Origin of the sequence: Pseudomonas sp. SG20052 (assembly GCF_031766055.1) — a bacterium.
GTDB classification, from domain to species: domain Bacteria; phylum Pseudomonadota; class Gammaproteobacteria; order Pseudomonadales; family Pseudomonadaceae; genus Aquipseudomonas; species Aquipseudomonas mandelii.
Window position 1 is genome coordinate 6,501,134 of sequence record NZ_CP134498.1, and the last position, 23,667, is coordinate 6,524,800.

Consider the following 23,667-nt stretch of genomic DNA (forward strand, 5'->3'; position numbering starts at 1 on the left):
CTCTAGAAAATATGGGCCGACTCTAACCTGAAGTCGGCTCCATTTTGTGGCGAGGGAGCTTGCTCCCGCTCGGGTGCGAAGCAGCCGCAGGAGGTTATCAGATCATCTCGATCCTGACCTGTCGACGCCAACGGGGCCGTTTCGCAGCTCAGCGGGAGCAAGCTCCCTCGCCACAGGTAGCCGCTCGCCACAATAACGGTGAAGTCAGTTCCAGCCAGCCCGATCCATCATGCGAATCGCTTCAGCCTGACGCTTGCCGGCAATTTCCACCGGTAGCGTATCCGCCACAAACTTGCCCCAGCTCGCCACTTCCGCAGACGGTTGAACCGCAGGGTTAGCCGGGAATTCCTGGTTCACGTCAGCGAAGATCTTCTGCGCTTCAGGGGTAGTCATCCATTCAACCAGGGCTTTGGCGGCTTCTGGATGCGGTGCATGCTTGGTCAGGCCGATGCCCGACAGGTTCACGTGTACGCCGCGATCGCCCTGGTTCGGCCAGAACAGCTTCACGGCCAGGTCAGGCTTCTGTTTGTGCAGGCGGCCATAGTAGTAAGTGTTGACGATGCCGACGTCGCATTGGCCAGCGTTGATCGCTTCCAGCACCGCGATGTCATCGGAGAACACATCGGTGGACAGGTTGTTGACCCAACCTTTGAGGATCTTCTCGGTTTTTTCGGCGCCGTGCACTTCGATCATGGTGGCGGTCAAGGACTGGTTGTAGACCTTCTTCGCCGTGCGCAGGCACAGGCGACCTTCCCAGTTTTTATCGGCCAGCGCTTCGTAAGTGGTCAGCTCGCCCGGTTTCACCCGCGCGGTGGAGTAGGCGATGGTCCGGGCCCGCAGGCTCAAGCCAGTCCAGGCGTGAGCCGAGGAGCGGTATTGCAGCGGGATGTTGGCGTCGATCACCTTGGAGGTGAAGGGTTGCAGGATGCCCATCTGCTCCGCCTGCCAGAGGTTGCCGGCATCGACGGTCAGCAGCAGGTCGGCGGTGGCGTTCTCGCCCTCGGCCTTGATCCGCTGCATCAAAGGCGCTTCCTTGTCGGTGATGAACTTCACCTGCACACCGGTTTTCGCGGTGTAGGCATCGAAGACCGGCTTGATCAGCTCGTCGATACGCGAGGAGTAAACCACCACCTCGTCGGCGGCCTGGGCAGTGGTGCTACCGATCAGGGTCAGGGCGAGTGCAGTCAGTAGACGCTTCGGTGCCAACATGGGAGCGATCTCTCGATTGGAAAATTGAGGGCAAATGATAAGGACTCACATTTAGCTTCTCAATCGAACAGTTCGCGGAGGCGTTACCAAATGTTGCATGGTCGACATGGGGGGGGTGAATGTACCAACGCCATCGCGAGCAGGCTCGCTCCCACAGGGGAATGCATTTCAATTGTGGGAGCGAGCCTGCTCGCGATGAGGCCGTCTGCCGCAATGAAGATGTCAGGCCTTGGCCAGCGCCGGCAAATCCCCGATCAACCCCAGCGCTTCGCGCACGAACAACGCCTTGGCTTCCGGCATCTGGTCAACCATCTTCAACCCGGCATTACGCAACCAGCGAACCGGCAACGGATCCGCCTGGAACAAGCGTTCAAAGCCTTCCATCGCCGCCATCAACGCCAGGTTGTGCGGCATGCGCCGACGCTCGTAACGACTCAGCACCTTCACATCCGCCAATCGCTCGCCGCGCCCTGCCGCTTGCAGCAGCACTTCGGCCAGCACAGCGGCGTCGAGGAAACCGAGGTTGACGCCCTGCCCGGCCAGCGGGTGAATGGTATGCGCCGCATCACCGATCAACGCCAAACCTTCAGCCACATATCGCTTGGCATGCCGCTGACGCAGCGGCACACACAAACGCGGGTCGGCGCTGAGCACCGTGCCGAGCCGGCCTTCAAAGGCGCGTTCCAATTCGAGACAGAAAGCGCCGTCGTCCAGCGCCATCAGGCGTTCGGCTTCGCTCGGCGTGGTCGACCAGACGATCGAACACCAATCCTGCTGACCGTCCCGCTCCAACGGCAGAAACGCCAATGGACCGTTGTCGGTGAAGCGCTGCCACGCGGTCATTTGATGAGGTTTGGAGCTGCGCACGCTGGTGACGATCGCATGGTGCAGATAGTCCCACTCGCGCGTGGCCACGCCGGTCAGGCGCCGCACCGCCGAATTGGCGCCATCCGCCGCTATCACCAGGGGCGCGCGCAAGGTGCGCCCATCGGCCAGGGTCAGCAGCCAGTCATCGCCGGAGCGGCGCATCTGCTCCAAACGCGCATTGGCCAGCATCCCGAGGTCGCAGTCGTGCAGACGATCCAGCAAGGCATCCTGAACCACGCGGTTCTCGACGATATGGCCCAGCACGTCGGCATGCACACTGGCGGCCGAGAAACGGATCTGCCCGGTGCCGCTGCCATCCCAGACCTGCATGTCGGTGTAAGGGCTGCTGCGGCGATTGGCGATGCCGTCCCACACGCCCAAGCGCTCGAGAATGCGCTGGCTGGCCGCCGACAAGGCACTCACCCTCGGTTCGAACGGCGCCTGGGCATCAAAGGGTTTGACGCTCATCGGGCTGCCGTCCAGCAACAGGACTTCCAGCCCGCTGTCTTGCAACGCCAGCGCCAGGGCGCTGCCGACCATTCCGGCCCCGACAATCAGCAGATCTGCGCGCATTTCCATGCTTTAAGCCTGTCTCGCTTGCGGTTTGAGCCGCACGTAAAGGGTTTTCTGCACCCGCGCCACCAGGGCGCCAGCACCGTCATGAATATCGACCTGCAACTGCGGCAGGTACTTTTCGCCGTTCGCTGTCTGTCGACGGATCTCGTCGAGCAAGGTCTCGTCGATGCTGAAGCGGGCGAACACCGGGCCTTTGCCCGGCGCGATGAAATCGATGTCGGCAGCCTTGTCCCAGACAATGAACTGACGACCGAGGTTTTCCATCAGCATCAGCATGTAGAACGGATCGACCATCGAATACAGGCTGCCGCCAAACTGGGTACCGACGTAATTGCGGTTGTACCAACTCAGTCCCATGGACACTTGAATGTCCCGGAAGTCATCGCTGATGTGCTGCACCCGCACCCCGGCACCGAGGTACGGCGGGTAGAAGGTCATGAACCACCGCATCAACCGCGCTTTACCGAACGTATCAGTCAGCCACTTAAGCATCGGGACGCGTACCCAGGCCCATGGCTTGCCGGGCGAACCAGCGCTTGGCCGGCGGCAGCAGATCGAGACCGAGCAGGCCGATGTTGCGGCCCAGCGAAACCAGTGGCTGGGTGCTGCCGAACAAACGGGTCACCTGATCGGAGAACCCCACAGTCAGGTTCTGATCCATGCGCTGACGCTCGCGATAAGCCTGCAAGGTCGCGAAGTCGCCGGGCGACGTGTCGCTCGCCAGCAGCGCATCGGCCAGGGCTTGAGCATCACGCAACGACAGGTTGAAGCCCTGGCCGGCAATCGGGTGCAGGCTGTGGGCAGCGTTGCCGAGGATGGCCAGATGCGGACGCACTTGCTCTTCGGCTTCGATCAGCGTCAATGGGTACAGATGCCGCGCGCCCACCTGCTTCAGGGTGCCAAGGCGATAACCGAACACGCCCTGCAACTCGCTGAGGAAACTGCGCTCATCCAGCGCCGCCAGTCGTTGCGCGTCCATGCCCAAACGGGTCCAGACCAGGGCGCAGCGGTTGTCCGGCAGTGGCAACAACGCCATCGGGCCGTCATCGGTGAAGCGCTCGAAGGCCACGCCGTTATGCGCTTCGCTCGGGGTGATGTTGGCAATCAGTGCGCTCTGGTTGTACGGACGCTTTTTGATGCCGATGCCCAATTGCTCGCGCAGGCCCGAACGGCCGCCATCAGCGAGCACCGCAAGGTCGCATTCCAGGGTGGTTTCATCGTTGAGGGTCAAGCGATAGCCATCGCTCAGCGGTTCCATGCGCGTGACTTCCGCCGGGCAACGCCAAGTGACCACATCCTTGTCCAGGCCCTGCCAGAGGCATTGGCCGAGCCAGGCGTTTTCCACCACATAACCCAGCGCCGGCACGCCCTCTTCCATCGCCGACAAACGTGCGGTGGAAAAACGTCCACGGTCGGAGACATGAATCTGCTTGATCGGCTCGGCGCGGCGGGAGATTTCCTGCCACACGCCCAACCGTTGATAAATCTGTTTGGCCCCGTAGGACAGCGCCGAAGAACGGGCGTCATAGCTCGGTTGATAGGTGTCGCCCGGGGCGAATGGCTCGATCAGCACGATCTTCCAGCCACGGGCCTTGGCCCCGGCCTGCAACGCCAATGCTAGGCTGGCGCCCACCAGGCCGCCACCGATAATTGCCAGATTGACTCGACTCATGCCGCTTGTGTCCGCGCAGCAGCCATCAAGGCCTCGATCTCGGCGACCGTTTTCGGCACACCTTGGGTCAGGATTTCACAACCGTTTTTGGTGACCACCACGTCGTCCTCGATGCGCACGCCAATGCCGCGCCATTTCTTCGCTACGTTCTGGTTGTCCGGGGCAATGTAGATGCCCGGTTCCACAGTGAGCGCCATGCCGACTTCCAGCACCCGCCATTCGCCGCCGACCTTGTATTCGCCGACGTCATGCACATCCATGCCCAACCAATGGCCGGCACGATGCATGTAAAACGCTTTATAGGCTTCGCTGGCGATCAACTCGTCGACGTCGCCCTGCAACAGGCCCAACTTCACCAGACCGGAGGTAATCACCCGGACCGTGGCTTCGTGCGCCTGATTCCAGTGTTTGTTCGGGGCGATTTCGGCGAATGCGGCTTCTTGCGACGCCAGCACCAACTCGTAAATCGCTTTCTGCTCCGCTGAATACTTGCCGTTGACCGGCCAGGTGCGGGTGATGTCGCTGGCGTAGCAGTCGATCTCGCAACCGGCATCGATCAACACCAGGTCGCCATCCTTGAGCACGGCATCATTCTGCTGGTAATGCAGGATGCAGCTGTTGCGCCCCGCGGCAACGATCGAACCGTAGGCCGGCATCTTCGCCCCGCCCTTGCGGAACTCGTAATCGAGTTCGGCTTCGAGGCTGAACTCGTGCAACCCGGCCCGACTGGCCTGCATCGCCCGGATATGCGCCTGGGCGGAAATCCGTGCGGCTTCGCGCATCACCTTCACTTCTGCCGCCGATTTATACAGGCGCATGTCGTGCAGCAGATGATCCAGGGCAACGTATTCGTTCGGCGGCTGGGCGCCGAGGTGCGCTTTAGAGCGGATCACGTTGATCCACTCCATCAGGTGCCGGTCGAATTCCGGGTTGCTGCCCATGGCCGAATACACCCGGTCGCGCCCTTCGATCAGGCCCGGCAGGATGTCGTCGATGTCGGTGATTGGAAACGCATCGTCGGCGCCGAAGTCGCGGATCGCGCCTTCCTGGCCGGCGCGCAGGCCGTCCCACAGTTCTCGCTCGGCGTTGCGTTCACGGCAGAACAGAATGTACTCGCCATGTTCGCGACCGGGCATCAGTACGATGACGGCCTGAGGCTCGGGGAAGCCGCTGAGGTACTGGAAGTCGCTGTCCTGCCGGTAGACGTGCTCGACGTCGCGGTTGCGTATGGCTACTGCGGCGGCGGGCAGGATGGCGATGCTGTTGGGTTCCATCTGCGCCATCAGGGCCTTGCGGCGACGGCTGTATTCCGATTTCGGGATATGAATCATGGGCAGATGGCGTTCCCTGGCAACAATTAATGCAGCGACGGCTTGGCCGCAGCCGGCTCTTCCGCTTTTTTGGTTTCGGAGAACAGCAGCAGCGGCGCAACGCGCAGGTATTCCATCACTTCCATGTAGTCGCTTTCGCCGTCTTCGGACTCTTCCAGGGCGTCTTGCACCTGGGAAATGGCCGCCAGATCCTGCAACACTTCGGTGGCTTCGGTGCTCAGCATGCTGCTGTCGCGGCAGTTCAGGCCGAAACCGCTGAGAAAGCCCTGGCACCATTGGCCCAGTGCCGCGGCACGGTCAGCCAGTGGCGCGTCATCGGTCGGCAGCAGCAGAACTACAGTGACGTCGTCGCCGGTGAGCTCGCCCTTGACCATCTCCTGCAAGCCGATCAAGGCATTGCGGACATTATCCTGGGGCTCAGTTTCGAGCAGTTCGGCGGCATCGACCAGCCAGCCTTCGGCATCGAAACCTGCACCGGCGCAGCTGCGGCCGAGCAGCAGGCCGTGCAGTTCGGCAGGCGAGACGTTATGACCGCTGGAAGTCAGCAGGGTGGCGAAGGCTTGGTACGGGGAATTCTGAATGGGCATGGGCAGCTAGGCGCCAGACGGCGCTATGTCTAGAATGAAGGCCTTGTATCCTACATCGACAGACTCGCCAAGACTATTAAAGGCTGTCCGCCCGTTACCCCCATCAGACTATTCAGTGGACACAATGGAAGACACCGACCTGCAAGCGCTGATGGCCAGACTCGAACTGCTAATTAATCGGGTCGAGCAACTTAAGAGTCAAAACGGACTCCTATTAGCTCAGGAAAAAACCTGGCGCGAGGAACGCGCTCACCTCATTGAAAAGAACGAAATCGCCCGGCGTAAGGTCGAATCAATGATTTCGCGCCTCAAGGCCCTGGAGCAAGACTCATGAGTTCAAGCAATAGCGTTACCGTGCAGATCCTCGATAAAGAATATTCGATCATCTGCCCCCAGGAAGAGCGCAGCAACCTGGTGAGCGCCGCCCGTTACCTGGACGGGAAGATGCGTGAAATCCGCAGCAGCGGCAAAGTCATCGGCGCCGACCGCATTGCCGTGATGGCCGCGCTGAACATCACGCACGATCTTCTGCACAAGGAAGAACGCCCGGATGTGCAGGCCAGTGGCTCGACTCGCGAGCAGGTTCGCGACCTGCTGGATCGCGTCGATCTGGTGCTCGCCACCGATCCGGACGTCACCAAGGGCTGAAACACGAAACCGCTTGGGGTATACTCGCATCACTCCCTGGGGTGCTTGCCAGTTGACCACGTCCCTGAGCCGATTCGCACTACCCTGGAGGCTGCACGTTGGGCTGGTGTGCATGTCCGCTAGACGGAAAGCCTTAAAGCCTACTGCATCTTCCACCTTGAACTTTCGGGTTCAAGGGCTAAGTCAGCAGCGGTTCATCCGGGGAGCCTGATTCCAGTCCGATGCCGGTTTAAATACCGGCATCGGCTTTTTTACGGGTACGCTTTACGTATCTGTCCTGTCGAAGCCTGAATCCATGACCGAACCTGCGCTGCTGCCCCGCCCGCAACTTCGACGCATGCTGCGCAAGGCCCGCCGCGCACTGACCCCCAGTCAGCAACGCCAGGCTGCTCGCGGGCTGTACAAGCAATTGGCTCAGCAGCCGTTGTTTCGCCGGGCCAAACACATCTCCCTCTACCTGCCCACCGACGGTGAAATCGACCCGCGCCTGTTGCTGCGCGCGGCGCAACGTCGGGGCAAGGCGACTTATCTACCGGTACTCAGTGCCTGGCCGCGGACCAAAATGGTGTTCCAGCGGATTCGTCCCGGTGAAAAACTCAAACCCAACCGCTTTCGTATTCTCGAACCCCGGCACAACCTCGCCCGCCAGCGCAAAGTCTGGGCGCTGGACCTGGTGCTGTTGCCATTGGTGGGATTTGACGACGTCGGCGGCCGCCTGGGAATGGGCGGCGGTTTCTACGATCGAAGCCTCGCCTACCTGGCGCGGCGAAAAAACTGGCGCAAGCCGACGCTGCTGGGCCTGGCCCATGAATGTCAGAAGGTAGAACGATTGGCTCAGGCGAGCTGGGATGTGCCGTTGCAAGGAACGGTTACCGACAAGGCGTGGTATTTCGCAGGCTAGACGCCACTGGAATCAGCGGCGCCCGAAAAACAGGCTCAGCGCTTGAAGGCCGACGGCTGTTGTTGCTGTGCGATTTCGATTGGCGCGTCAGTCTTGTTGTTCCACAGGCTTTGGGCATAGCCGGTGGTCACGACGCCGAGGCCGAACAAAATAACCAAAATCCATAGTAAATCCGGTTTGCGTTTCATCGATTGCCCCCCAAAGGCACATCAACACGATGACAGCAGCGGTTTCCGTTGTAGGTGTAGGCCGTGCAGCAGCGTCAAGCTTAGAAGGCCGGCATTTTGCGGCAACGTGAACTGACACGCAAACGCTGGCGTCAACCGACTGTCGGTTTGTCATAAAATTGCCCGACAACTTGCCCAATCACCTCGCAAGGAGCAAAAACCATGGCCTATTGGCTGATGAAATCCGAGCCCGATGAACTCTCGATCAAAGACCTGGCGAAGCTTGGCAAAGCGCGCTGGGATGGGGTTCGCAACTATCAGGCGCGTAACTTTTTGCGGACGATGGCGGTGGGCGACGAGTTTTTCTTCTATCACTCCAGCTGCCCGGAGCCCGGGATTGCCGGGATCGGAAAGATTATTCAAGCGGCGTATCCGGACCCAACGGCGCTGGAGCCGGAAAGTCATTACTACGATCCAAAGGCCACGCCAGAGAAAAACGCCTGGAGCGCGATTGATGTTGCGCATGTCGAGACGTTTTCCAAGGTGTTGAAGCTGGATTACTTGAAGCAGCAGACGGCGTTGGCCGAGATGCCATTGGTGCAGAAAGGCTCAAGGTTGTCGGTGATGCCGGTTACCGCCGAGCAATGGACAGCGGTGCTCGGCCTGCGCTAAACAAGCTGAACCGCCCGGCGCTCTGACCTGGATCGGTCAGACGTGACACCCCGTTGACGGATATCAAGTCGCCCCGCCGCTTGCCTGTCAGACTACGACGCTACAGACGCAGGATGCCGACATGTCGATTCACCGCCGCTCTTCACTTTTTTTCGCCTTTTTACTGGGGGCAGTGTTACTGGCCGCTGGGGGTTTTGGTTATTGGAAGTCGACCCTTAGCCGACTGCCCGAAGGGTTGTATGTCGGTAATGGCCGACTTGAAGCCACTGAAGTACAGATCGCCAGCAAAACAGCCGGCCGGCTGGCCGAAGTCCTGGTCGATGAAGGCGACAAGGTGACCAAGGGTCAACTGCTGGCACGCATGGACACCCGGACCCTCGAAGCCCAGCGCAACCAGGCCGAAGCCGAAGTGATACGCGCCCGGGAAAACCTCAATGCCGCACAGGCCAATGTGCAACTGCGCCAGAGCGAGCAACGGCTTGCCCACCAAGAGCTCAGCCGTTCTCAGGAATTGTTCAAACGCGGCTTCTCCAGTGGCCAGACCATCGATCAGCAACAATCTCGCTTCGAAACGAGCAACGCGGCCGTCACCGCGGCCCGTGCGCAGGTGTCCGCCGTCGGCGCCGCCATTGGCGCGGCGCAGGCACAAGTCGCTCAGCTGACCAGCGAGATTGACGACAGCAGCCTGCGGGCGCCCATTGACGGGGTGATTCAGCTGCGCATGGCCGAACCCGGTGAAGTCCTCGGTGCCGGTGGGCGAGTGTTGTTGCTGATTGATCCGAACGATCAGTACATGAACCTCTATCTCGCCACATCCGTAGTGGGACGCCTGGCGGTCGGTGATGAAGCGCGGATCCTGCTGGACGCCCTGCCCGGCCAGCCGTTGCCGGCGAAAATCAGCTTCGTGGCAGCCAAATCGCAATTCACCCCCAAAGAAGTCGAGACCCGCGACGAACGTCAGAAACTGGTGTTTCGGGTCAAGCTGCGCCTGACCCAACCCAGCAGCGTGCCCCAGGCCAAACCGGGGATGCCCGGTAACGGCTACGTGCGCACCGCGCCCATTGGCTGGCCGGCCAATCTTCAATGACCGGCCTGGCGCTGCAAGCCACCGGCCTTCAGCACCGATACGGCCAACAGCAGGTGCTGACCGACATCACGTTCAGCCTGCCCGCCGGCACCCGGTGCGGCTTGATCGGTCCGGACGGCGCCGGGAAATCCAGCCTGCTGGGATTGATTGCCGGCGTGAAGACGCTGCAAGACGGCCAACTGGACGTGCTCAGCGGCTCGATCCAGGACCGGCGCCACCGTATCAGCCTCTATTCGCGAATTGCGTTCATGCCTCAAGGCCTGGGCGGCAACCTGTATCCCGAGCTGTCGATCAGCGAAAACATTCACTTCTTCGCCACTTTGTTCGGCCTGTCCGGAGCCGAATGCGATCAGCGCATGCAAAGTCTGTTGCTGGCCACTGACCTGCAGCGGTTTGCCGAGCGCCCGGCGGGCAAGTTATCGGGCGGCATGAAACAGAAGCTCGGCCTCTGTTGTGCGCTGATTCATGAACCCGACCTGTTGATCCTCGATGAACCGACCACCGGCGTCGATCCGCTGTCCCGGCGGCGCTTCTGGGAATTGATTGATGACGTCCGGCGTCAACGTCCGCAATTGACGCTGTTGGTTGCCACCGCGTACATGGAAGAGGCCGAGCAATTCGAACACTGCCTGATGCTCGATGGCGGCAAACTGATTGCCGCCGGCTTGACCCGCGACCTCGGGGCAGCGACCCCCAGCGGCAAGCTCGATGAGGCCTTTACTCACTTCCAGGGCGACAGCGGCCGTGACAACCAGCCGCTGGTGATCCCTGCCCGAACCAACGCCACGGCCGACATCGCCATCGAAGCCCATGACCTGACCCTGCGCTTCGGCGATTTCACGGCGGTGGACAAGGTCAGCTTCGCCATCGGCCGCGGCGAAATCTTCGGGTTTCTGGGCTCCAATGGCTGCGGCAAAACCACCACCATGAAAGTCCTCACCGGGCTGATCCCGGCCAGCGAAGGCCGCGCCACGCTGCTGGGCAATCCAGTGAATGCCAAGGATCTGGCTACCCGCAAGCGCGTCGGCTTCATGTCCCAGAGCTTCTCGCTCTATGGCGAACTCAGCGTGCGGCAGAATCTGGACTTGCACGCCCGGCTGTTCGATTTGCCCAAGGCCGAGAGCGCACAGCGCATCGATGAGCTGATCCAGCGCTTCAACCTGGGCAGCGTCGCTCATCAGCCGTCCGGAGCACTGCCACTGGGCCTGCGCCAACGCTTATCCCTGGCGGTGGCAGTGCTGCATCGCCCCGAAGTGCTGATCCTCGACGAACCGACGTCCGGCGTCGACCCGGCCGCACGGGATGATTTCTGGCGGCTGCTGATCGAATTGTCCCGCGAACAGGGCGTGACGATTTTCCTCTCCACGCATTTCATGAACGAAGCCCAGCGCTGTGACCGCATCTCGCTGATGCACGCCGGCAAGGTCCTGGCCTGCGACACCCCGGCAGCCCTACAATTGCAGTTCAAGGGCCAGACACTGGAGGCGGCGTTCGTCACCTGCCTGGAGCAGGCCCAGGGCCCGATCGTAACGGCGGCGCCACCAACGCCCATCGACACGACGCTCGCCCCCGTCGCCCCGATGCAAGACAGCCGCTTCAGTTTTGGACGGTTGCGGGCGCTGGCGAGTCGTGAAGGCAAGGAGTTGCTGCGCGATAAAGTGCGCATGGCCTTTGCCCTGCTCGGGGCGATGTTCATGATGGTGATTTTCGGCTACGGCATTTCCCTGGATGTGGAAAAACTCGCCTTCGCGGTTTACGACCAGGACCAGACGCCACAAAGCCGGGCGTATCTGGAGGCTTTCCGCAGCTCCCGTTACTTCGACGAACAACCGCCTATCAGCGATCCGGCGCAATTGCATCGACGATTACAGCGCTCGGAAATCAAACTGGCGCTGGAAATCCCGCCGGGATTCGGCCGGGACTTGTTCGCCGGTCGCCAACCCGCTGTCGCGGCCTGGCTCGATGGCGGCATGCCGTTTCGCGCCGAAACCAGCCGCAATTACGTGGAAGCGGTACACCAGGGCAACCTGTTGCAATTGGCCGAGCAGTCCAGCCCCGCACTGAACCGGCAAGCGGCAGCCCAACTGGAAACCCGCTTCCGCTACAACCAGGATGTCGTCAGCGTCAACGCCATCGGTCCCGGGGTGATGGCGCTGATCCTGGCGTTCATCCCGGCCATGCTGACGGCGCTGGGCATCGTGCGGGAGAAAGAACTGGGCTCGATCACCAACTTCTACGCCACACCGCTGACGCGACTGGAGTTCCTGCTAGGTAAACAAGCGCCGTATCTGGCCATCAGCCTGATCAACCTCGCCGTCCTGACGGCTATGAATCGCTGGCTGTTCGGCGTGCCTTTCAAGGGCAGCGGCCTGACCCTGGCCTTCGGCGGGCTGCTCTACGTGCTGGCGACCACCAGCATGGGCCTGTTGATTTCGGCGTTCACCCGAACCCAGATTGCCGCCATTCTCGGCACCATGATCATTACCAGTCTGCCGACCATTCAGTTTTCCGGCTTGATCGTGCCGCGCTCGTCACTCGATGGCGCGGCCGCTGTCATGGGGATGCTGTTCCCGGCGGGTTACTTCCTCGATATTGCCGTTGGCACGTTTACCAAGGCCCTGGATATCCGGCAGTTGTGGCCGCAATGCCTGGCACTGTTCGGGTTCTTCCTGGGGTTTACCGGCCTTAGCCTGGCCATGCTGAAAAAGCAGGAGGCCTGATGCACAAGCTTGCGCACATCCTGCGACTTGGCCTCAAGGAACTCACCAGCCTGCGACACGACAGCGTGTTGCTGCTGTTCCTGTTCTATGCCTTCACCGTCGCGATCTACATGCCGGCCGCGGGCTCGGTGATTGGCGTGCACAACGCCAGCGTGGCCATGGTCGATGAAGATCACAGCCACCTGTCACGACAATTGGCGCAAGCCCTGCAGCCGCCGGAATTCCAGGCGCCGGTGTCGTTGCCCTATGAACAACTGGACGATGTACTGGACAGCGGCCGATTCACCTTCGTCATCAATGTCCCGGCCAATTTCCAGACAGATCTGTTGGCTGGCCGCCAGCCAGCCGTGCAGGTCAACGTCGACGCCACGGCCATGAGCCAGGCTTTCATGGGGGCGGGCTACATCGGACGGATTTTCCAGCGCGAACTGCAGACCTACAGTGAGCAGGGCGATGCGGCGAGCAAAGCCCCCGTGCTGCTGACCACGAGGGCGCTGTTCAATACCAATCTGGAGGGCGGCTGGTTCCTGGCGGTGATTCAAATCGTCAACAACATCACCATCCTCGCCATCATCCTGACCGGCACAGCGTTGCTGCGTGAGCGCGAACACGGCACCCTCGACCATTTGCTGGTGCTGCCGCTCACGGCGCTTGAAATCATGCTGGCGAAAATCTGGAGCAACATGCTGGTGGTGGTGCTGTGCACCTGGATCTCGCTGGAGGTGATCGTCAAAGGTGCACTCGGCGTGCCGCTGGCCGGTTCCATGACCCTGTTCCTGATGGTGACGGCCGTTTATCTGTTCGCCAGCACAGCGCTGGGGATATTCCTTGCGACCCTCGCCCGCTCGACACCGCAATTCGGCCTGCTGGCGATTCCGGTGATCATCCCGATGTTGCTGCTCTCCGGCGGCAGTACGCCGCTCGACAGCATGCCGCAATGGCTGCAATGGGTCATGCAGGGCTCGCCATCGACCCACTTCGTCAGCCTCAGCGCCGCGATACTGTTTCGCGACGCGGGGATCAATGTGGTGTGGCCGGACTTGCTGGCATTGAGCGCCATTGGCCTGCTGTTTTTTAGCGTGGCGCTGATGCGGTTTCGCAAGAGCCTGGCGTCCTGAATCGCGGGCAAGCCGGCGCCCACAGGGTTCTGCTCAGGTCCTGTGGGAGCGGGATTGCTCGTGAAGAGGCCGGCCCGGGCAGCGAGAGACTTACTGAATGATGAGGTTGTTGAACAACAAATCCTCAACCATCGGCTTGCCGGTCTCATCGTTCATCACTTGCTGAGTCTGCTTCAGGGCTTCCTGACGCAGCTTCTCCTTGGCTTCAACGTTGCTCATCGCTTCGGTCGTCTGCTGGGCAAACAACGCCACCAGCTGATTACGGATCAACGGCTCGTTGGCCTTCACTGCCTTGGTCGCCTCCTCACCGGTCACGCGCAATGCCACATCGGCCTTGTAGACCTTGAGCTTCGGCGTACCGTCCAGCCCATAGTTGCCCACGAACGGCGGGCTCAGGGTGATGTAATTGACCTTCGGAGCTTCACCTTCTTTGGCTTCTTCGGCCATCGCTGCCACAGGCAGAGACAGGGCCAGCAACAACATGATCCACGCTTTCACAATTCGCTCCTTATCCGGTTTGCGGCCTAGCATAACGACCCGCCGCTCAAGCACAAGCTTATGGCTGACTATCAGGGTCGGGCATGCTCGTTGACCCATCGACTCACACACCTACACTTATCGGCCATCACTCCCAAAGGAATAGCCCTGATGAAAGCCGTGCTGTGCAAAGCCTTCGGCCCTGCCGAATCGCTGGTGCTGGAAGACGTCGCCAGCCCTGTCGCGAAGAAGAATGAAATCCTGCTGGACGTGCATGCCGCCGGGGTGAATTTCCCGGACACGCTGATCATCGAGGGCAAATACCAGTTCAAGCCGCCCTTCCCGTTTTCCCCGGGTGGCGAAGCGGCCGGTGTGGTCAGTGCAGTGGGCGAAAAAGTCAGCCACCTCAAGGTCGGTGACCGGGTCATGGCCCTGACCGGCTGGGGCAGTTTCGCCGAGCAGGTCGCCGTGCCGGGCTACAACGTGCTGCCGATCCCGCCCTCGATGGACTTCAACACCGCCGCCGCGTTCAGCATGACTTACGGCACCTCGATGCACGCACTCAAGCAACGGGCCAACCTGCAACCGGGTGAAACCCTGCTGGTGCTCGGCGCTTCCGGCGGTGTTGGCCTGGCCGCCGTGGAAATCGGCAAAGCCATGGGCGCCCGCGTGATCGCCGCCGCCAGCAGTGCCGAAAAACTTGCGGTGGCCAAGGCAGCCGGCGCCGATGAACTGATCAACTACAGCGAAACCAGCCTCAAGGACGAAATCAAACGCCTGACCGACGGCCAGGGTGCCGACGTGATTTACGACCCGGTCGGCGGCGATCTGTTCGACCAGGCCATCCGCGCCATCGCCTGGAACGGCCGCTTGCTGGTGGTCGGCTTCGCCAGCGGACGCATTCCGGAACTACCGGTGAACCTGGCGCTGCTCAAGGGCGCTGCCGTAGTCGGCGTGTTCTGGGGCTCGTTTGCCCAACGCCAGCCGCAGGACAACGCGGCGAACTTCCAGCAGTTATTTGGCTGGTTTGCCGAGGGCAAACTGAGGCCGTTGGTTTCGCAGGTGTATCCGCTGAGCAATGCGGCGCAGGCGATCAATGATCTTGGCCAGCGCAAAGCGGTCGGGAAAGTGGTGGTACAGGTTCGCTGAACCTTAAAAAGCGGGCCGGATTGTCCGGGCCGCTTTTTCAGGACGCTTGAAATGCCTCATCAACCGCCGCCCAGGACCATTCCCAAAACGCCCTTCACTTATACCTGTGCGACATGTTCATAAAGGAACACGCAACTGCCCACATTTCCGCTGTTTGGTCGATGCGAACCGGTGCTATTTTCGGTAACGAAACTGTAACATTCGCATCCGCAGTCAAAACAAGAAATCTGGAGCTCTTGAATGTTTGCTTTCTTTCGTCCTGCCGCACATCAGGCTCCATTGCCTGAAGAAAAAATAGACGACACCTATAAACGCCTCCGCTGGCAGATCTTCGCCGGGATTTTCATCGGGTATGCGGGTTACTACCTGCTGCGCAAGAACTTCACCCTGGCGTTCCCCGATCTGATCGCCCAAGGCTATACGAAGGGTCAACTGGGTGTGGCCATGTCGGCGATTGCCATCGCCTACGGCCTGTCCAAGTTTTTGATGGGCATCGTGTCCGACCGCTCCAACCCGCGTTACTTCCTGCCCTTCGGCCTGGTGGTCTCCGCCGGGGTGATGTTCGTTTTCGGTTTCGCACCGTGGGCGACGTCCAGCGTGACCATGATGTTCATCCTGTTGTTCATCAACGGCTGGGCGCAAGGCATGGGCTGGCCGCCAAGTGGCCGCACCATGGTGCACTGGTGGTCGCAGAAAGAACGCGGTCAGGTGGTGTCGATCTGGAACACCGCGCATAACGTCGGCGGTGGCTTGATCGGCCCGCTGGCGATTCTCGGCATGGGCTGGTTCAACGACTGGCACAGCAAGTTCTACGTCCCGGCTGCAGTGGCGCTGCTCGTTGCCGTGTTTGCGTTCATTGTGATGCGCGACACGCCGCAATCGACAGGCCTGCCGCCGATCGAGAAGTACAAGAACGATTACCCGGAAGGCTACGACGCCAGCCACGAAGAAGAATTCAGCGCCAAGGAAATCTTCGTCAAATACGTGCTGCGCAACAAAATGCTCTGGTTCATTGCCCTGGCTAACGTCTTCGTCTACCTGCTGCGCTACGGCATCCTGGACTGGGCACCGACTTACCTCAAAGAGGTCAAGCACTTCGACTTCGACAAGAGTTCGTGGGCGTATTTCCTCTATGAGTGGGCAGGCATTCCGGGCACGTTGCTGTGCGGCTGGATGTCGGACAAGGTTTTCCGTGGCAACCGTGGCCTGACCGGCATGGTGTTCATGGCATTGGTGACCGTTGCGACGATCGTGTACTGGCTGAATCCGCCGGGTAACCCGATGGTCGACATGATCTCGCTGTTCGCGATCGGCTTCCTGATCTACGGCCCGGTGATGCTGGTGGGCTTGCAAGCGCTGGAACTGGTACCGAAAAAGGCCGCCGGTACTGCCGCGGGCTTTACCGGTCTGTTCGGTTACTTGGGCGGGTCAGTCGCGGCCAGTGCGCTGATGGGCTACACCGTGGACTACTTCGGCTGGGATGGCGGCTTCATCCTGTTGGTCGCCGCCTGCTTGCTGGCAATGGCGTTCCTGGCGCCCACGCTGGGGCACAAGCAAATCGCCAGTCAGACCCGCGAAGAAGCGATCGCCTGATCGGTTTTTGATTGGCAGCGCTTGAGCCGCGCCTCCAGATTCCGGTCTGGCATGGCGTGGCTACGCAGGGCGTTGGCGGTCTGCTCGACATAATCGCGAGTGGTGCCGTAACGCCCGCAAGCGTTCTCGAACACATGGCTCAGCACATGATCCGGCAAGTTGCCGGCATAGCTGGGCAAGTGCCGCTCCAACACAAATCCCAAGGCCTGAACCTGGCTTCCGTCTTCGAGACGGCAGTTGAGCCAGTGTGGCCGATAAGACGGGAACGGCATTTCGCGCTGCCAAAGCGCATAAAGCGAGGCTTCCAGTTGTTCTTCGGGCAAACGGTAAGCGAAGCCGCTGCAAGAACCGCCGCGATCCAGGCCAAAGACCAGACCAGGGACTTCCGGCGTGCCGCGATGTTCGTGGGACCACAGGTATAACCCGCGATGGTAGCCATGCACTCGGCCGCGCACTCGCTCCACCGCCGCACATTCAGGGCGCCAGATCAGCGAACCATAAGCGAATAACCAGACGGGCCCGCCCTTGTGTCGAGCCATGGTCGACTGCATCGAGCTGAGTAATTGTTCGTGCGTAAGCTGCGGCCCCAGATCGAGCCGCGGAGGGTACGCCAGATTCAAAAATGAAGATTCAATGGCGCTCATGGCGAATAGCGTTCAGCTCCCCGCAGATAAAGAATTACTAAATAGAACGCACCGCTGTAACAATAAGGCACATATGTTTTCAGGCAATTTAAGTGCCATGGCACAGTTCTTAAATAATTGCCTTGCTTGGATATAACCTACCGGCATTTATATAAAACTATAAATACCGATCGGCTATATGGGGAGTTATAACGATTAAAATCGCGGATCAAGATCGCGGATCAAGATCGTGGCGCGTACGCAAAGACGTCGGCACGCATTTGATGGGCATCCATCCCCGCTTCAACCAACGCATCCAGCGTGCCGTAGACCATGGCCGGTGAGCCGCTGGCATATACGTGCAGCGCTTTCAGATCAGGGAAGTCCTCACACACTGCCTCATGCAACATGCCGCAACGCCCCTGCCAGCCGCATTGATCGCTGACGACTTTATGCAGGAACAGATTGGGCAGTTTCAGCCACTCATCCCAATGTTCGATTTCATAAAAGTCTTCAGGCCGACGCACACCCCAATACAGATGCACCGGATGTTTAAAACCCGCGGCCCGGCAATGTTCGATCAGGCTGTGGATCTGGCCCATGCCGGTGCCAGCGGCAATCAGCACCAGCGGACCGTCCGGCAGTTCCGCCAGATGGGTATCGCCGAACGGCATCTCGATCCGCACCATCGGGTTGCGTTGCAGTTGTTCGATCAGGCTCAGCGCACTGCTTTCGCGCGCCAACACATGAATTTCCAGGTCGCGGCCGGAATGCGGTGCCGAGGCCAGGGAGAAGGCGGATTTCTCGCCGTTTTCACGTTCGATCATCAAATACTGACCCGCGTGATAACGCGGTGGCTTGCCGGCTGGCGCCCGCAGATGCACGCGAAAGGTATCGCCGCCGACGTCCCTGCATTCAATGACCTGACACGAAAAGCTGCGCACAGGCAGTTCTCCCAGCGCGAGCACGCCATCCCACAGCACGATGCAGTCTTCCAGCGGCTCTGCTATGCAAGTGTAGAACTCGCCATGGTCACGCACACCGCCGTCCTGTTCGACCCGGCCTTCCACCAGCAACGCCGCGCACACGTGGCAATTGCCGTTACGACAGCTTTGCGGGCATTCATAGCCCAGGCGCCGCGCGCCATCGAGAATACGCTCGCCGGGCAGAATCTCTAGCACTGCTCCGGAAGGCTGCAAGGTTACACGCATCAATCTATTCCTAACTGATTCCAGATGGCATCGATCCGTTGGGTCACGGCGTCGTCCTTGACGATCACCCGGCCCCACTCGCGAGTGGTTTCGCCCGGCCATTTATGCGTGGCATCGAGCCCCATCTTCGAACCCAGCCCGGAGACCGGCGAGGCGAAGTCGAGGTAGTCGATCGGCGTGTTGTCGATCATCACCGTGTCGCGCTTGGGGTCCATGCGCGTGGTGATGGCCCAGATCACGTCGTTCCAGTCTCGCGCATTGATATCGTCGTCTGTGACGATAACGAACTTGGTGTACATGAACTGTCGCAAAAACGACCAGACACCGAGCATTACCCGCTTGGCGTGGCCCGGATACGACTTCTTCATGGTCACGATGGCCATGCGGTACGAGCAACCTTCCGGCGGCAAGTAGAAGTCGGTGATTTCCGGGAACTGCTTCTGCAGGATCGGCACGAACACTTCGTTCAGCGCCACGCCGAGAATCGCCGGCTCATCCGGCGGACGGCCGGTGTAGGTGCTGTGGTAGATCGGTTTGATCCGATGGGTAATGCGCTCGACGGTGAACACCGGAAAGCTGTCGACTTCGTTGTAGTAGCCAGTGTGATCGCCGTAAGGGCCCTCGTCGGCCATCTCGCCCGGATGGATCACGCCTTCAAGGATGATCTCGGCGGTGGCCGGCACTTGCAGGTCGTTGCCGCGGCACTTCACCAGTTCGGTGCGGTTGCCGCGCAGCAGACCGGCGAAGGCGTATTCGGAGAGGCTGTCCGGTACCGGCGTCACGGCGCCAAGGATGGTCGCCGGGTCAGCGCCCAGGGCCACGGAGACCGGGAACGGCTGGCCGGGATGCTTTTCGCACCACTCACGGTAATCCAGCGCGCCGCCCCGGTGGCTCAGCCAGCGCATGATGACCTTGTTGCGGCCAATCACTTGCTGACGGTAGATGCCGAGGTTCTGGCGGTCTTTGTTCGGACCTTTGGTGACGGTCAGGCCCCAGGTGATCAGCGGGCCGACGTCGCCGGGCCAGCAGGTCTGCACCGGCAGCATCGCCAGATCGACGTCGTCGCCTTCGATGACCACTTCCTGGCACACCGCGTCTTTCACGACTTTCGGCGCCATCGCAATGATCTTGCGGAAGATCGGCAGCTTGGACCAGGCGTCTTTCAAGCCCTTCGGCGGTTCGGGCTCTTTGAGGAAGGCCAGCAGCTTGCCGATCTCGCGCAGCTCGCTGACCGCCTCGGCGCCCATGCCCATCGCCACCCGCTCGGGGGTGCCGAACAGGTTGCCGAGCACCGGAATGTCGTAGCCGGTCGGGTTTTCGAACAGCAGCGCCGGGCCTTTTGCCCGAAGCGTGCGATCACAGACTTCGGTCATCTCCAGCACTGGAGAGACGGGGATCTGGATGCGTTTCAACTCTCCGCGCTGCTCAAGCTGCTGCACGAAATCCCGAAGATCCTTGAATTTCATTGACGATGGCACCCCTAAAATAGGCGTACATCCTACCTGCTCTGCCGCCCGCTGGCAGCTTATCGCTGCTTACTTGGCCGCATTTGCGTTGCCATTGCCCAGTGTCGTGCGGGCCTGCAAGCGCTTGAACAGCGGCTCAAGCACCGGCGCGATAAAGCGCGCACCGACTTCCGACAGGTGATTGTCGTCGGTATACAGCGAATGACCGTCGAGTTCGGCGCGGCACAGGCCCGCGTGATCGCACAGCAATGGCGCCGGATCAACCACGGTCACGCCGGGGTTCGCCGCCGCTATCTGCGCGAACAGTTGACTGATGAACGCCTGGCGCTTGAAGTGCTCAGCCACTGCTAAACCGACGTCATCGGTCGGACGATGCAGCATGGCCAGGCGGCTGAGGCGGTAAGGCGGGCTGAAGGGTTGCAACGGCGCTTCCTTGATCAGCCAGACGCGATGCCCGCCATTGCGCAATTGCCGGATGGTCGCCTGCAACCCTTCCGCCAGTTGCTGCTCGGCATTGGCCCTTTCGTAACGACCATGGGCATCTTTCAGTGCATGCCCGAGATCGCCTTTCGCATCACCATAGAGATACAGGCTCCAGCGCGCGACAAGCACCACATCGCCCACCGACTGCGGCTTCAACTCCTGCTCGACCCGGCGATTGAAACGGGCGCACCGTTGATCGTGCTCAAGCCCTTCCACCGGGAGGCAGCCCGTGGAGCTGGCGAGAATCACGCTGACACCATGCTTCTGCGCCCCCTCATCGAATACCGGAATCAGCGCGGTGGCGTGACTGTCGCCCCAGACCAGCAACCGTGACGACAACGCCGGCGCCCCGTAGTGACAGAAGAGCTTGTCGTCAGGGGTTTTGTCGTCGGCCAGGCAGCGCATCAGTTCCGGTCGCCATTCCTTCGCCTTGGCGTACTGCAACGCTTGATCGGACAGGCGCGAAGGCAAGCCATGGGTCCAGCGTAACGTTTGCCCGGCCAACCCCAGCACCAGTACACCGACGCCCGCCGCCAGCAGCATCTGCCGACGCCCCGCCAGCAGCCGTCGTTCACGGAACGGCGTCTCGACAAATTTCCACGACAAGTAGCCCAGCACCAGGGTGAGCAGAATCAAGCCGGCAATATCAAACGGACCGGGCTCCTCGACACTGGCGTAACTGGCGAAGACAAACACCGGCCAATGCCACAGGTACCAGGAATAGGAAATCAGCCCGAGACCGACCAGCACGCGACTGGCCAGCAGCCCACCCACCAAGGTCTGGCGATGGCCGTTGGCCCAGATCAGTGCAACCACGCCCAGGGTCGGCAACAACGCCGCGACACCGGGAAATGGCGTGCTTTTGTCGTAACCCACTATCGCCAGCAGAATCAACCCGAACCCGGCCAGGCTGACCACTTGAGCCCCGGCGGTGGTCAGGCGCCATTGGCTTCTGGGCGCCACGGCCAGCATGGCGCCGGCCAACAACTCCCAGGCGCGCATCGGCAACAGGAAAAACGCTTTCTCAGGGTGATGCGCAACGGCCCACACACTGAGCCCGAAAGACACCAGCAATACGGCGAACAGCGCCAGACGCCAGGCTTTCAGGCGACTCGACAACAGCGTCAGCAACAGCGGGAAAACGATATAGAACTGCTCTTCAACCGCCAGCGACCAGGTATGCAGCAACGGCTTGAGGTCGGAAGCAACGTCAAAGTAGCCGTCCTGACGCATGAACAGGATGTTGGAGACAAACATCACCTGGTAACGCACCGAGCGCCCCAGTTCTTCATAGTCCTTGGGCGCTAACAGAAACCAGCCCACCGCCAGCACGGCAATGATCATGGCAAACAGCGCGGGGAGGATTCGCCGGGCACGGCGGGCCCAGAAGTCGACAAAGCTGAAACGCCCGGCCTGACGCTGGTTCCAGATGATCGAGGTGATCAGGTAGCCGGAAATCACAAAGAAGATGTCCACGCCGACGAACCCGCCGGTAAACCCTGGAACGCCAAAATGGAACAGCACCACGGCAATCACGGCGATTGCGCGTAAACCGTCGATATCCCTTCGATAAGCAAGCGTGCTCATAAACAGTAAGGCCAGTCAGTTGATTGTTTTTACGATCGTTTTTTTGTTTTCTAACTGACCGGAGTTAATCACAAACCTCCCATTTTTCTGGCAAAAAAAATGGCGCCCCGAAGGACGCCATTTTAAGCGGATGTAAAAACCGCCTTACTTGCGCTTCATCGACAAGAAGAACTCGTCGTTGGTCTTGGTCGTTTTCAGCTTGTCGACCAGGAACTCGATGGCCGCAATTTCGTCCATCGGGTGCAGCAGCTTGCGCAGAATCCACATGCGCTGCAACTCGTCGTCGGCCGTCAGCAACTCTTCGCGGCGGGTGCCGGAACGGTTGATATTGATGGCCGGGAACACGCGTTTTTCAGCGATACGACGGTCCAGAGGCAGTTCCATGTTGCCGGTGCCTTTGAATTCTTCGTAGATCACTTCGTCCATCTTCGAGCCGGTTTCAACCAGCGCGGTGGCGATGATGGTCAGCGAACCGCCTTCCTCGATGTTCCGCGCGGCGCCAAAGAAACGTTTCGGTTTCTCCAGTGCGTGGGCATCGACACCACCGGTGAGTACTTTGCCGGAGCTCGGGATCACGGTGTTGTAGGCACGAGCCAGACGGGTGATGGAGTCGAGCAGGATCACCACGTCTTTCTTGTGTTCGACCAGGCGCTTGGCCTTCTCGATCACCATTTCTGCAACCTGCACGTGGCGGGTTGGCGGCTCATCGAACGTCGAGGCAACCACTTCGCCGCGCACGGTGCGCTGCATTTCGGTCACTTCTTCCGGACGTTCATCGATCAGCAATACGATCAGGTGAACTTCAGGGTTGTTACGAGCGATGTTGGCGGCGATGTTCTGCAGCATGATCGTTTTACCGGCTTTCGGCGGTGCAACGATCAGACCGCGCTGGCCTTTGCCGATCGGGGCGCACAGGTCGATGACACGACCGGTCAAGTCTTCGGTGGAACCGTTGCCGGCTTCCATCTTCATGCGCACGGTCGGGAACAGCGGGGTCAGGTTCTCGAAGAGAATCTTGTTTTTCGCGTTCTCGGGACGATCGTAGTTGATCGTGTCGACCTTGAGCAGCGCGAAATAACGCTCGCCTTCCTTCGGAGGGCGGATCTTGCCAACGATGGTGTCACCGGTGCGCAAGTTGAAGCGACGGATCTGGCTCGGCGAGACGTAGATATCGTCTGGGCCGGCGAGATAGGAAGCGTCAGCGGAGCGCAGGAAGCCGAAGCCGTCCTGGAGAATCTCCAGCACGCCATCACCGGAGATTTCCTCGCCGCTTTTCGCGTGCTTTTTGAGCAGGGAGAAAATCACGTCCTGCTTGCGCGAACGGGCCATATTTTCTATGCCCATCTGTTCGGCCAATTCGAGCAGTTCGGTAATCGGCTTTTGCTTGAGTTCAGTCAGATTCATATAGGAATGACGTAATCATTTATGGAGGGGGGGAAATTAAGCTTTTGGCTTAATGAGGCCGCGCCGCAGAGAAGGCGACAGGATCGCGTACTTATTCGAAAAGGAGTGCGTCGGCGACG

22 protein-coding genes and 1 other RNA gene are annotated in these 23,667 nt (G+C 60.3%); 10 read left to right on the top strand and 13 right to left on the bottom strand.

The window, feature by feature from the left end; translation table 11 throughout:
- Positions 1–204: 204 nt before the first annotated feature.
- From RHP74_RS29910 to RHP74_RS29935, 6 genes are all read right to left on the bottom strand, one after another.
- Positions 205–1,209: an extracellular solute-binding protein gene (locus tag RHP74_RS29910; protein WP_083375503.1), complete on the bottom strand. Its 1,005-nt coding sequence runs from the start codon at positions 1,207–1,209 to the stop codon at positions 205–207.
- 222 nt (positions 1,210–1,431) lie between these two features.
- Positions 1,432–2,649: a 2-octaprenyl-3-methyl-6-methoxy-1,4-benzoquinol hydroxylase gene (locus RHP74_RS29915; protein WP_167362292.1), complete on the bottom strand. Its 1,218-nt coding sequence runs from the start codon at positions 2,647–2,649 to the stop codon at positions 1,432–1,434.
- Positions 2,650–2,658: 9 nt separating this feature from the next.
- Complete coding sequence (locus tag RHP74_RS29920) at positions 2,659–3,144, bottom strand: DUF4442 domain-containing protein (RefSeq protein WP_010464988.1); 486 nt, start codon at positions 3,142–3,144, stop codon at positions 2,659–2,661.
- Positions 3,137–4,324 carry a 2-octaprenyl-6-methoxyphenyl hydroxylase gene (gene ubiH, locus RHP74_RS29925; protein WP_311096861.1) on the bottom strand — a complete coding sequence of 396 codons (1,188 nt, stop codon included), beginning with the start codon at positions 4,322–4,324 and terminating at the stop codon, positions 3,137–3,139. The genes RHP74_RS29920 and ubiH overlap by 8 nt, the downstream gene beginning before the upstream one ends.
- Entirely contained in the window at positions 4,321–5,655 is a 1,335-nt protein-coding gene (gene pepP / locus RHP74_RS29930; protein ID WP_077747170.1) for a Xaa-Pro aminopeptidase, read from the bottom strand. The genes ubiH and pepP overlap by 4 nt, the downstream gene beginning before the upstream one ends.
- Before the next feature lie 26 nt (positions 5,656–5,681).
- Complete coding sequence (locus RHP74_RS29935) at positions 5,682–6,242, bottom strand: YecA family protein (protein WP_010464994.1); 561 nt, start codon at positions 6,240–6,242, stop codon at positions 5,682–5,684.
- Positions 6,243–6,366: 124 nt separating this feature from the next.
- Between RHP74_RS29935 and RHP74_RS29940 the strand changes: the two genes are divergently transcribed.
- From RHP74_RS29940 to RHP74_RS29955, 4 genes are all read left to right on the top strand, one after another.
- Positions 6,367–6,576 (top strand): TIGR02449 family protein, encoded by a 210-nt coding sequence (locus RHP74_RS29940; protein ID WP_003213954.1) that lies wholly within the window; start codon positions 6,367–6,369, stop codon positions 6,574–6,576.
- Positions 6,573–6,890 (top strand): cell division protein ZapA, encoded by a 318-nt coding sequence (locus RHP74_RS29945; RefSeq protein WP_007942435.1) that lies wholly within the window; start codon positions 6,573–6,575, stop codon positions 6,888–6,890. Before RHP74_RS29940 ends, RHP74_RS29945 begins: the two co-directional genes overlap by 4 nt.
- 30 nt (positions 6,891–6,920) lie before the next feature.
- A non-coding RNA gene (gene ssrS / locus RHP74_RS29950) (6S RNA) lies at positions 6,921–7,099 on the top strand.
- A gap of 86 nt (positions 7,100–7,185) precedes the next feature.
- Positions 7,186–7,791, top strand: coding sequence for a 5-formyltetrahydrofolate cyclo-ligase (locus RHP74_RS29955; RefSeq protein WP_010465002.1), 606 nt, complete (start codon positions 7,186–7,188; stop codon positions 7,789–7,791).
- 35 nt (positions 7,792–7,826) lie between these two features.
- Here RHP74_RS29955 and RHP74_RS29960 read toward each other — a convergent pair whose 3' ends face one another.
- The gene (locus tag RHP74_RS29960) at positions 7,827–7,979 is read right to left on the bottom strand and encodes a hypothetical protein (protein ID WP_007942433.1); all 153 of its coding nucleotides are present in this window, start codon (positions 7,977–7,979) and stop codon (positions 7,827–7,829) included.
- A 201-nt stretch (positions 7,980–8,180) separates the two neighbouring features.
- Here RHP74_RS29960 and RHP74_RS29965 point away from each other — a divergent pair, with 201 nt between their 5' ends.
- From RHP74_RS29965 to RHP74_RS29980, 4 genes are all read left to right on the top strand, one after another.
- A complete protein-coding gene (locus tag RHP74_RS29965) occupies positions 8,181–8,630 on the top strand; it encodes an EVE domain-containing protein (RefSeq protein WP_077747168.1) in 450 nt (149 codons plus the stop codon).
- Between the two features lie 121 nt (positions 8,631–8,751).
- Positions 8,752–9,717 carry an HlyD family secretion protein gene (locus RHP74_RS29970; RefSeq protein ID WP_077747167.1) on the top strand — a complete coding sequence of 322 codons (966 nt, stop codon included), beginning with the start codon at positions 8,752–8,754 and terminating at the stop codon, positions 9,715–9,717.
- Entirely contained in the window at positions 9,714–12,437 is a 2,724-nt protein-coding gene (rbbA, locus tag RHP74_RS29975) for a ribosome-associated ATPase/putative transporter RbbA (RefSeq protein ID WP_311096862.1), read from the top strand. Before RHP74_RS29970 ends, rbbA begins: the two co-directional genes overlap by 4 nt.
- On the top strand, positions 12,437–13,555 hold the full coding sequence (locus RHP74_RS29980; RefSeq protein ID WP_311096863.1) for an ABC transporter permease: 1,119 nt from the start codon (positions 12,437–12,439) through the stop codon (positions 13,553–13,555). Before rbbA ends, RHP74_RS29980 begins: the two co-directional genes overlap by 1 nt.
- Positions 13,556–13,645: 90 nt before the next feature.
- Here the strand turns inward: RHP74_RS29980 and RHP74_RS29985 are convergent, their stop codons facing one another.
- A complete protein-coding gene (locus tag RHP74_RS29985) occupies positions 13,646–14,053 on the bottom strand; it encodes a flagellar basal body-associated protein FliL (protein WP_010465012.1) in 408 nt (135 codons plus the stop codon).
- Positions 14,054–14,203: 150 nt separating this feature from the next.
- On the opposite strand from RHP74_RS29985, the gene RHP74_RS29990 reads away from it, so the two are divergent.
- A complete protein-coding gene (locus tag RHP74_RS29990; RefSeq protein WP_010465014.1) occupies positions 14,204–15,181 on the top strand; it encodes an NADPH:quinone oxidoreductase family protein in 978 nt (325 codons plus the stop codon).
- A 240-nt stretch (positions 15,182–15,421) separates the two neighbouring features.
- Positions 15,422–16,774 carry a glycerol-3-phosphate transporter gene (gene glpT / locus RHP74_RS29995; protein WP_145306621.1) on the top strand — a complete coding sequence of 451 codons (1,353 nt, stop codon included), beginning with the start codon at positions 15,422–15,424 and terminating at the stop codon, positions 16,772–16,774.
- On the opposite strand, the gene RHP74_RS30000 is transcribed toward glpT, so the two are convergent.
- From RHP74_RS30000 to rho, 5 genes are all read right to left on the bottom strand, one after another.
- Positions 16,747–17,418, bottom strand: coding sequence for a gamma-glutamylcyclotransferase (locus RHP74_RS30000; protein ID WP_145306619.1), 672 nt, complete (start codon positions 17,416–17,418; stop codon positions 16,747–16,749). The genes glpT and RHP74_RS30000 overlap by 28 nt on opposite strands.
- 221 nt (positions 17,419–17,639) lie before the next feature.
- A complete protein-coding gene (locus RHP74_RS30005; RefSeq protein WP_010465021.1) occupies positions 17,640–18,608 on the bottom strand; it encodes a CDP-6-deoxy-delta-3,4-glucoseen reductase in 969 nt (322 codons plus the stop codon).
- Entirely contained in the window at positions 18,608–20,074 is a 1,467-nt protein-coding gene (ubiD, locus tag RHP74_RS30010) for a 4-hydroxy-3-polyprenylbenzoate decarboxylase (RefSeq protein WP_007942423.1), read from the bottom strand. Before ubiD ends, RHP74_RS30005 begins: the two co-directional genes overlap by 1 nt.
- 69 nt (positions 20,075–20,143) lie before the next feature.
- On the bottom strand, positions 20,144–22,144 hold the full coding sequence (locus RHP74_RS30015; protein WP_311096864.1) for an acyltransferase family protein: 2,001 nt from the start codon (positions 22,142–22,144) through the stop codon (positions 20,144–20,146).
- Between the two features lie 144 nt (positions 22,145–22,288).
- Positions 22,289–23,548 carry a transcription termination factor Rho gene (gene rho, locus RHP74_RS30020; RefSeq protein WP_007942421.1) on the bottom strand — a complete coding sequence of 420 codons (1,260 nt, stop codon included), beginning with the start codon at positions 23,546–23,548 and terminating at the stop codon, positions 22,289–22,291.
- Positions 23,549–23,667: the final 119 nt, after the last annotated feature.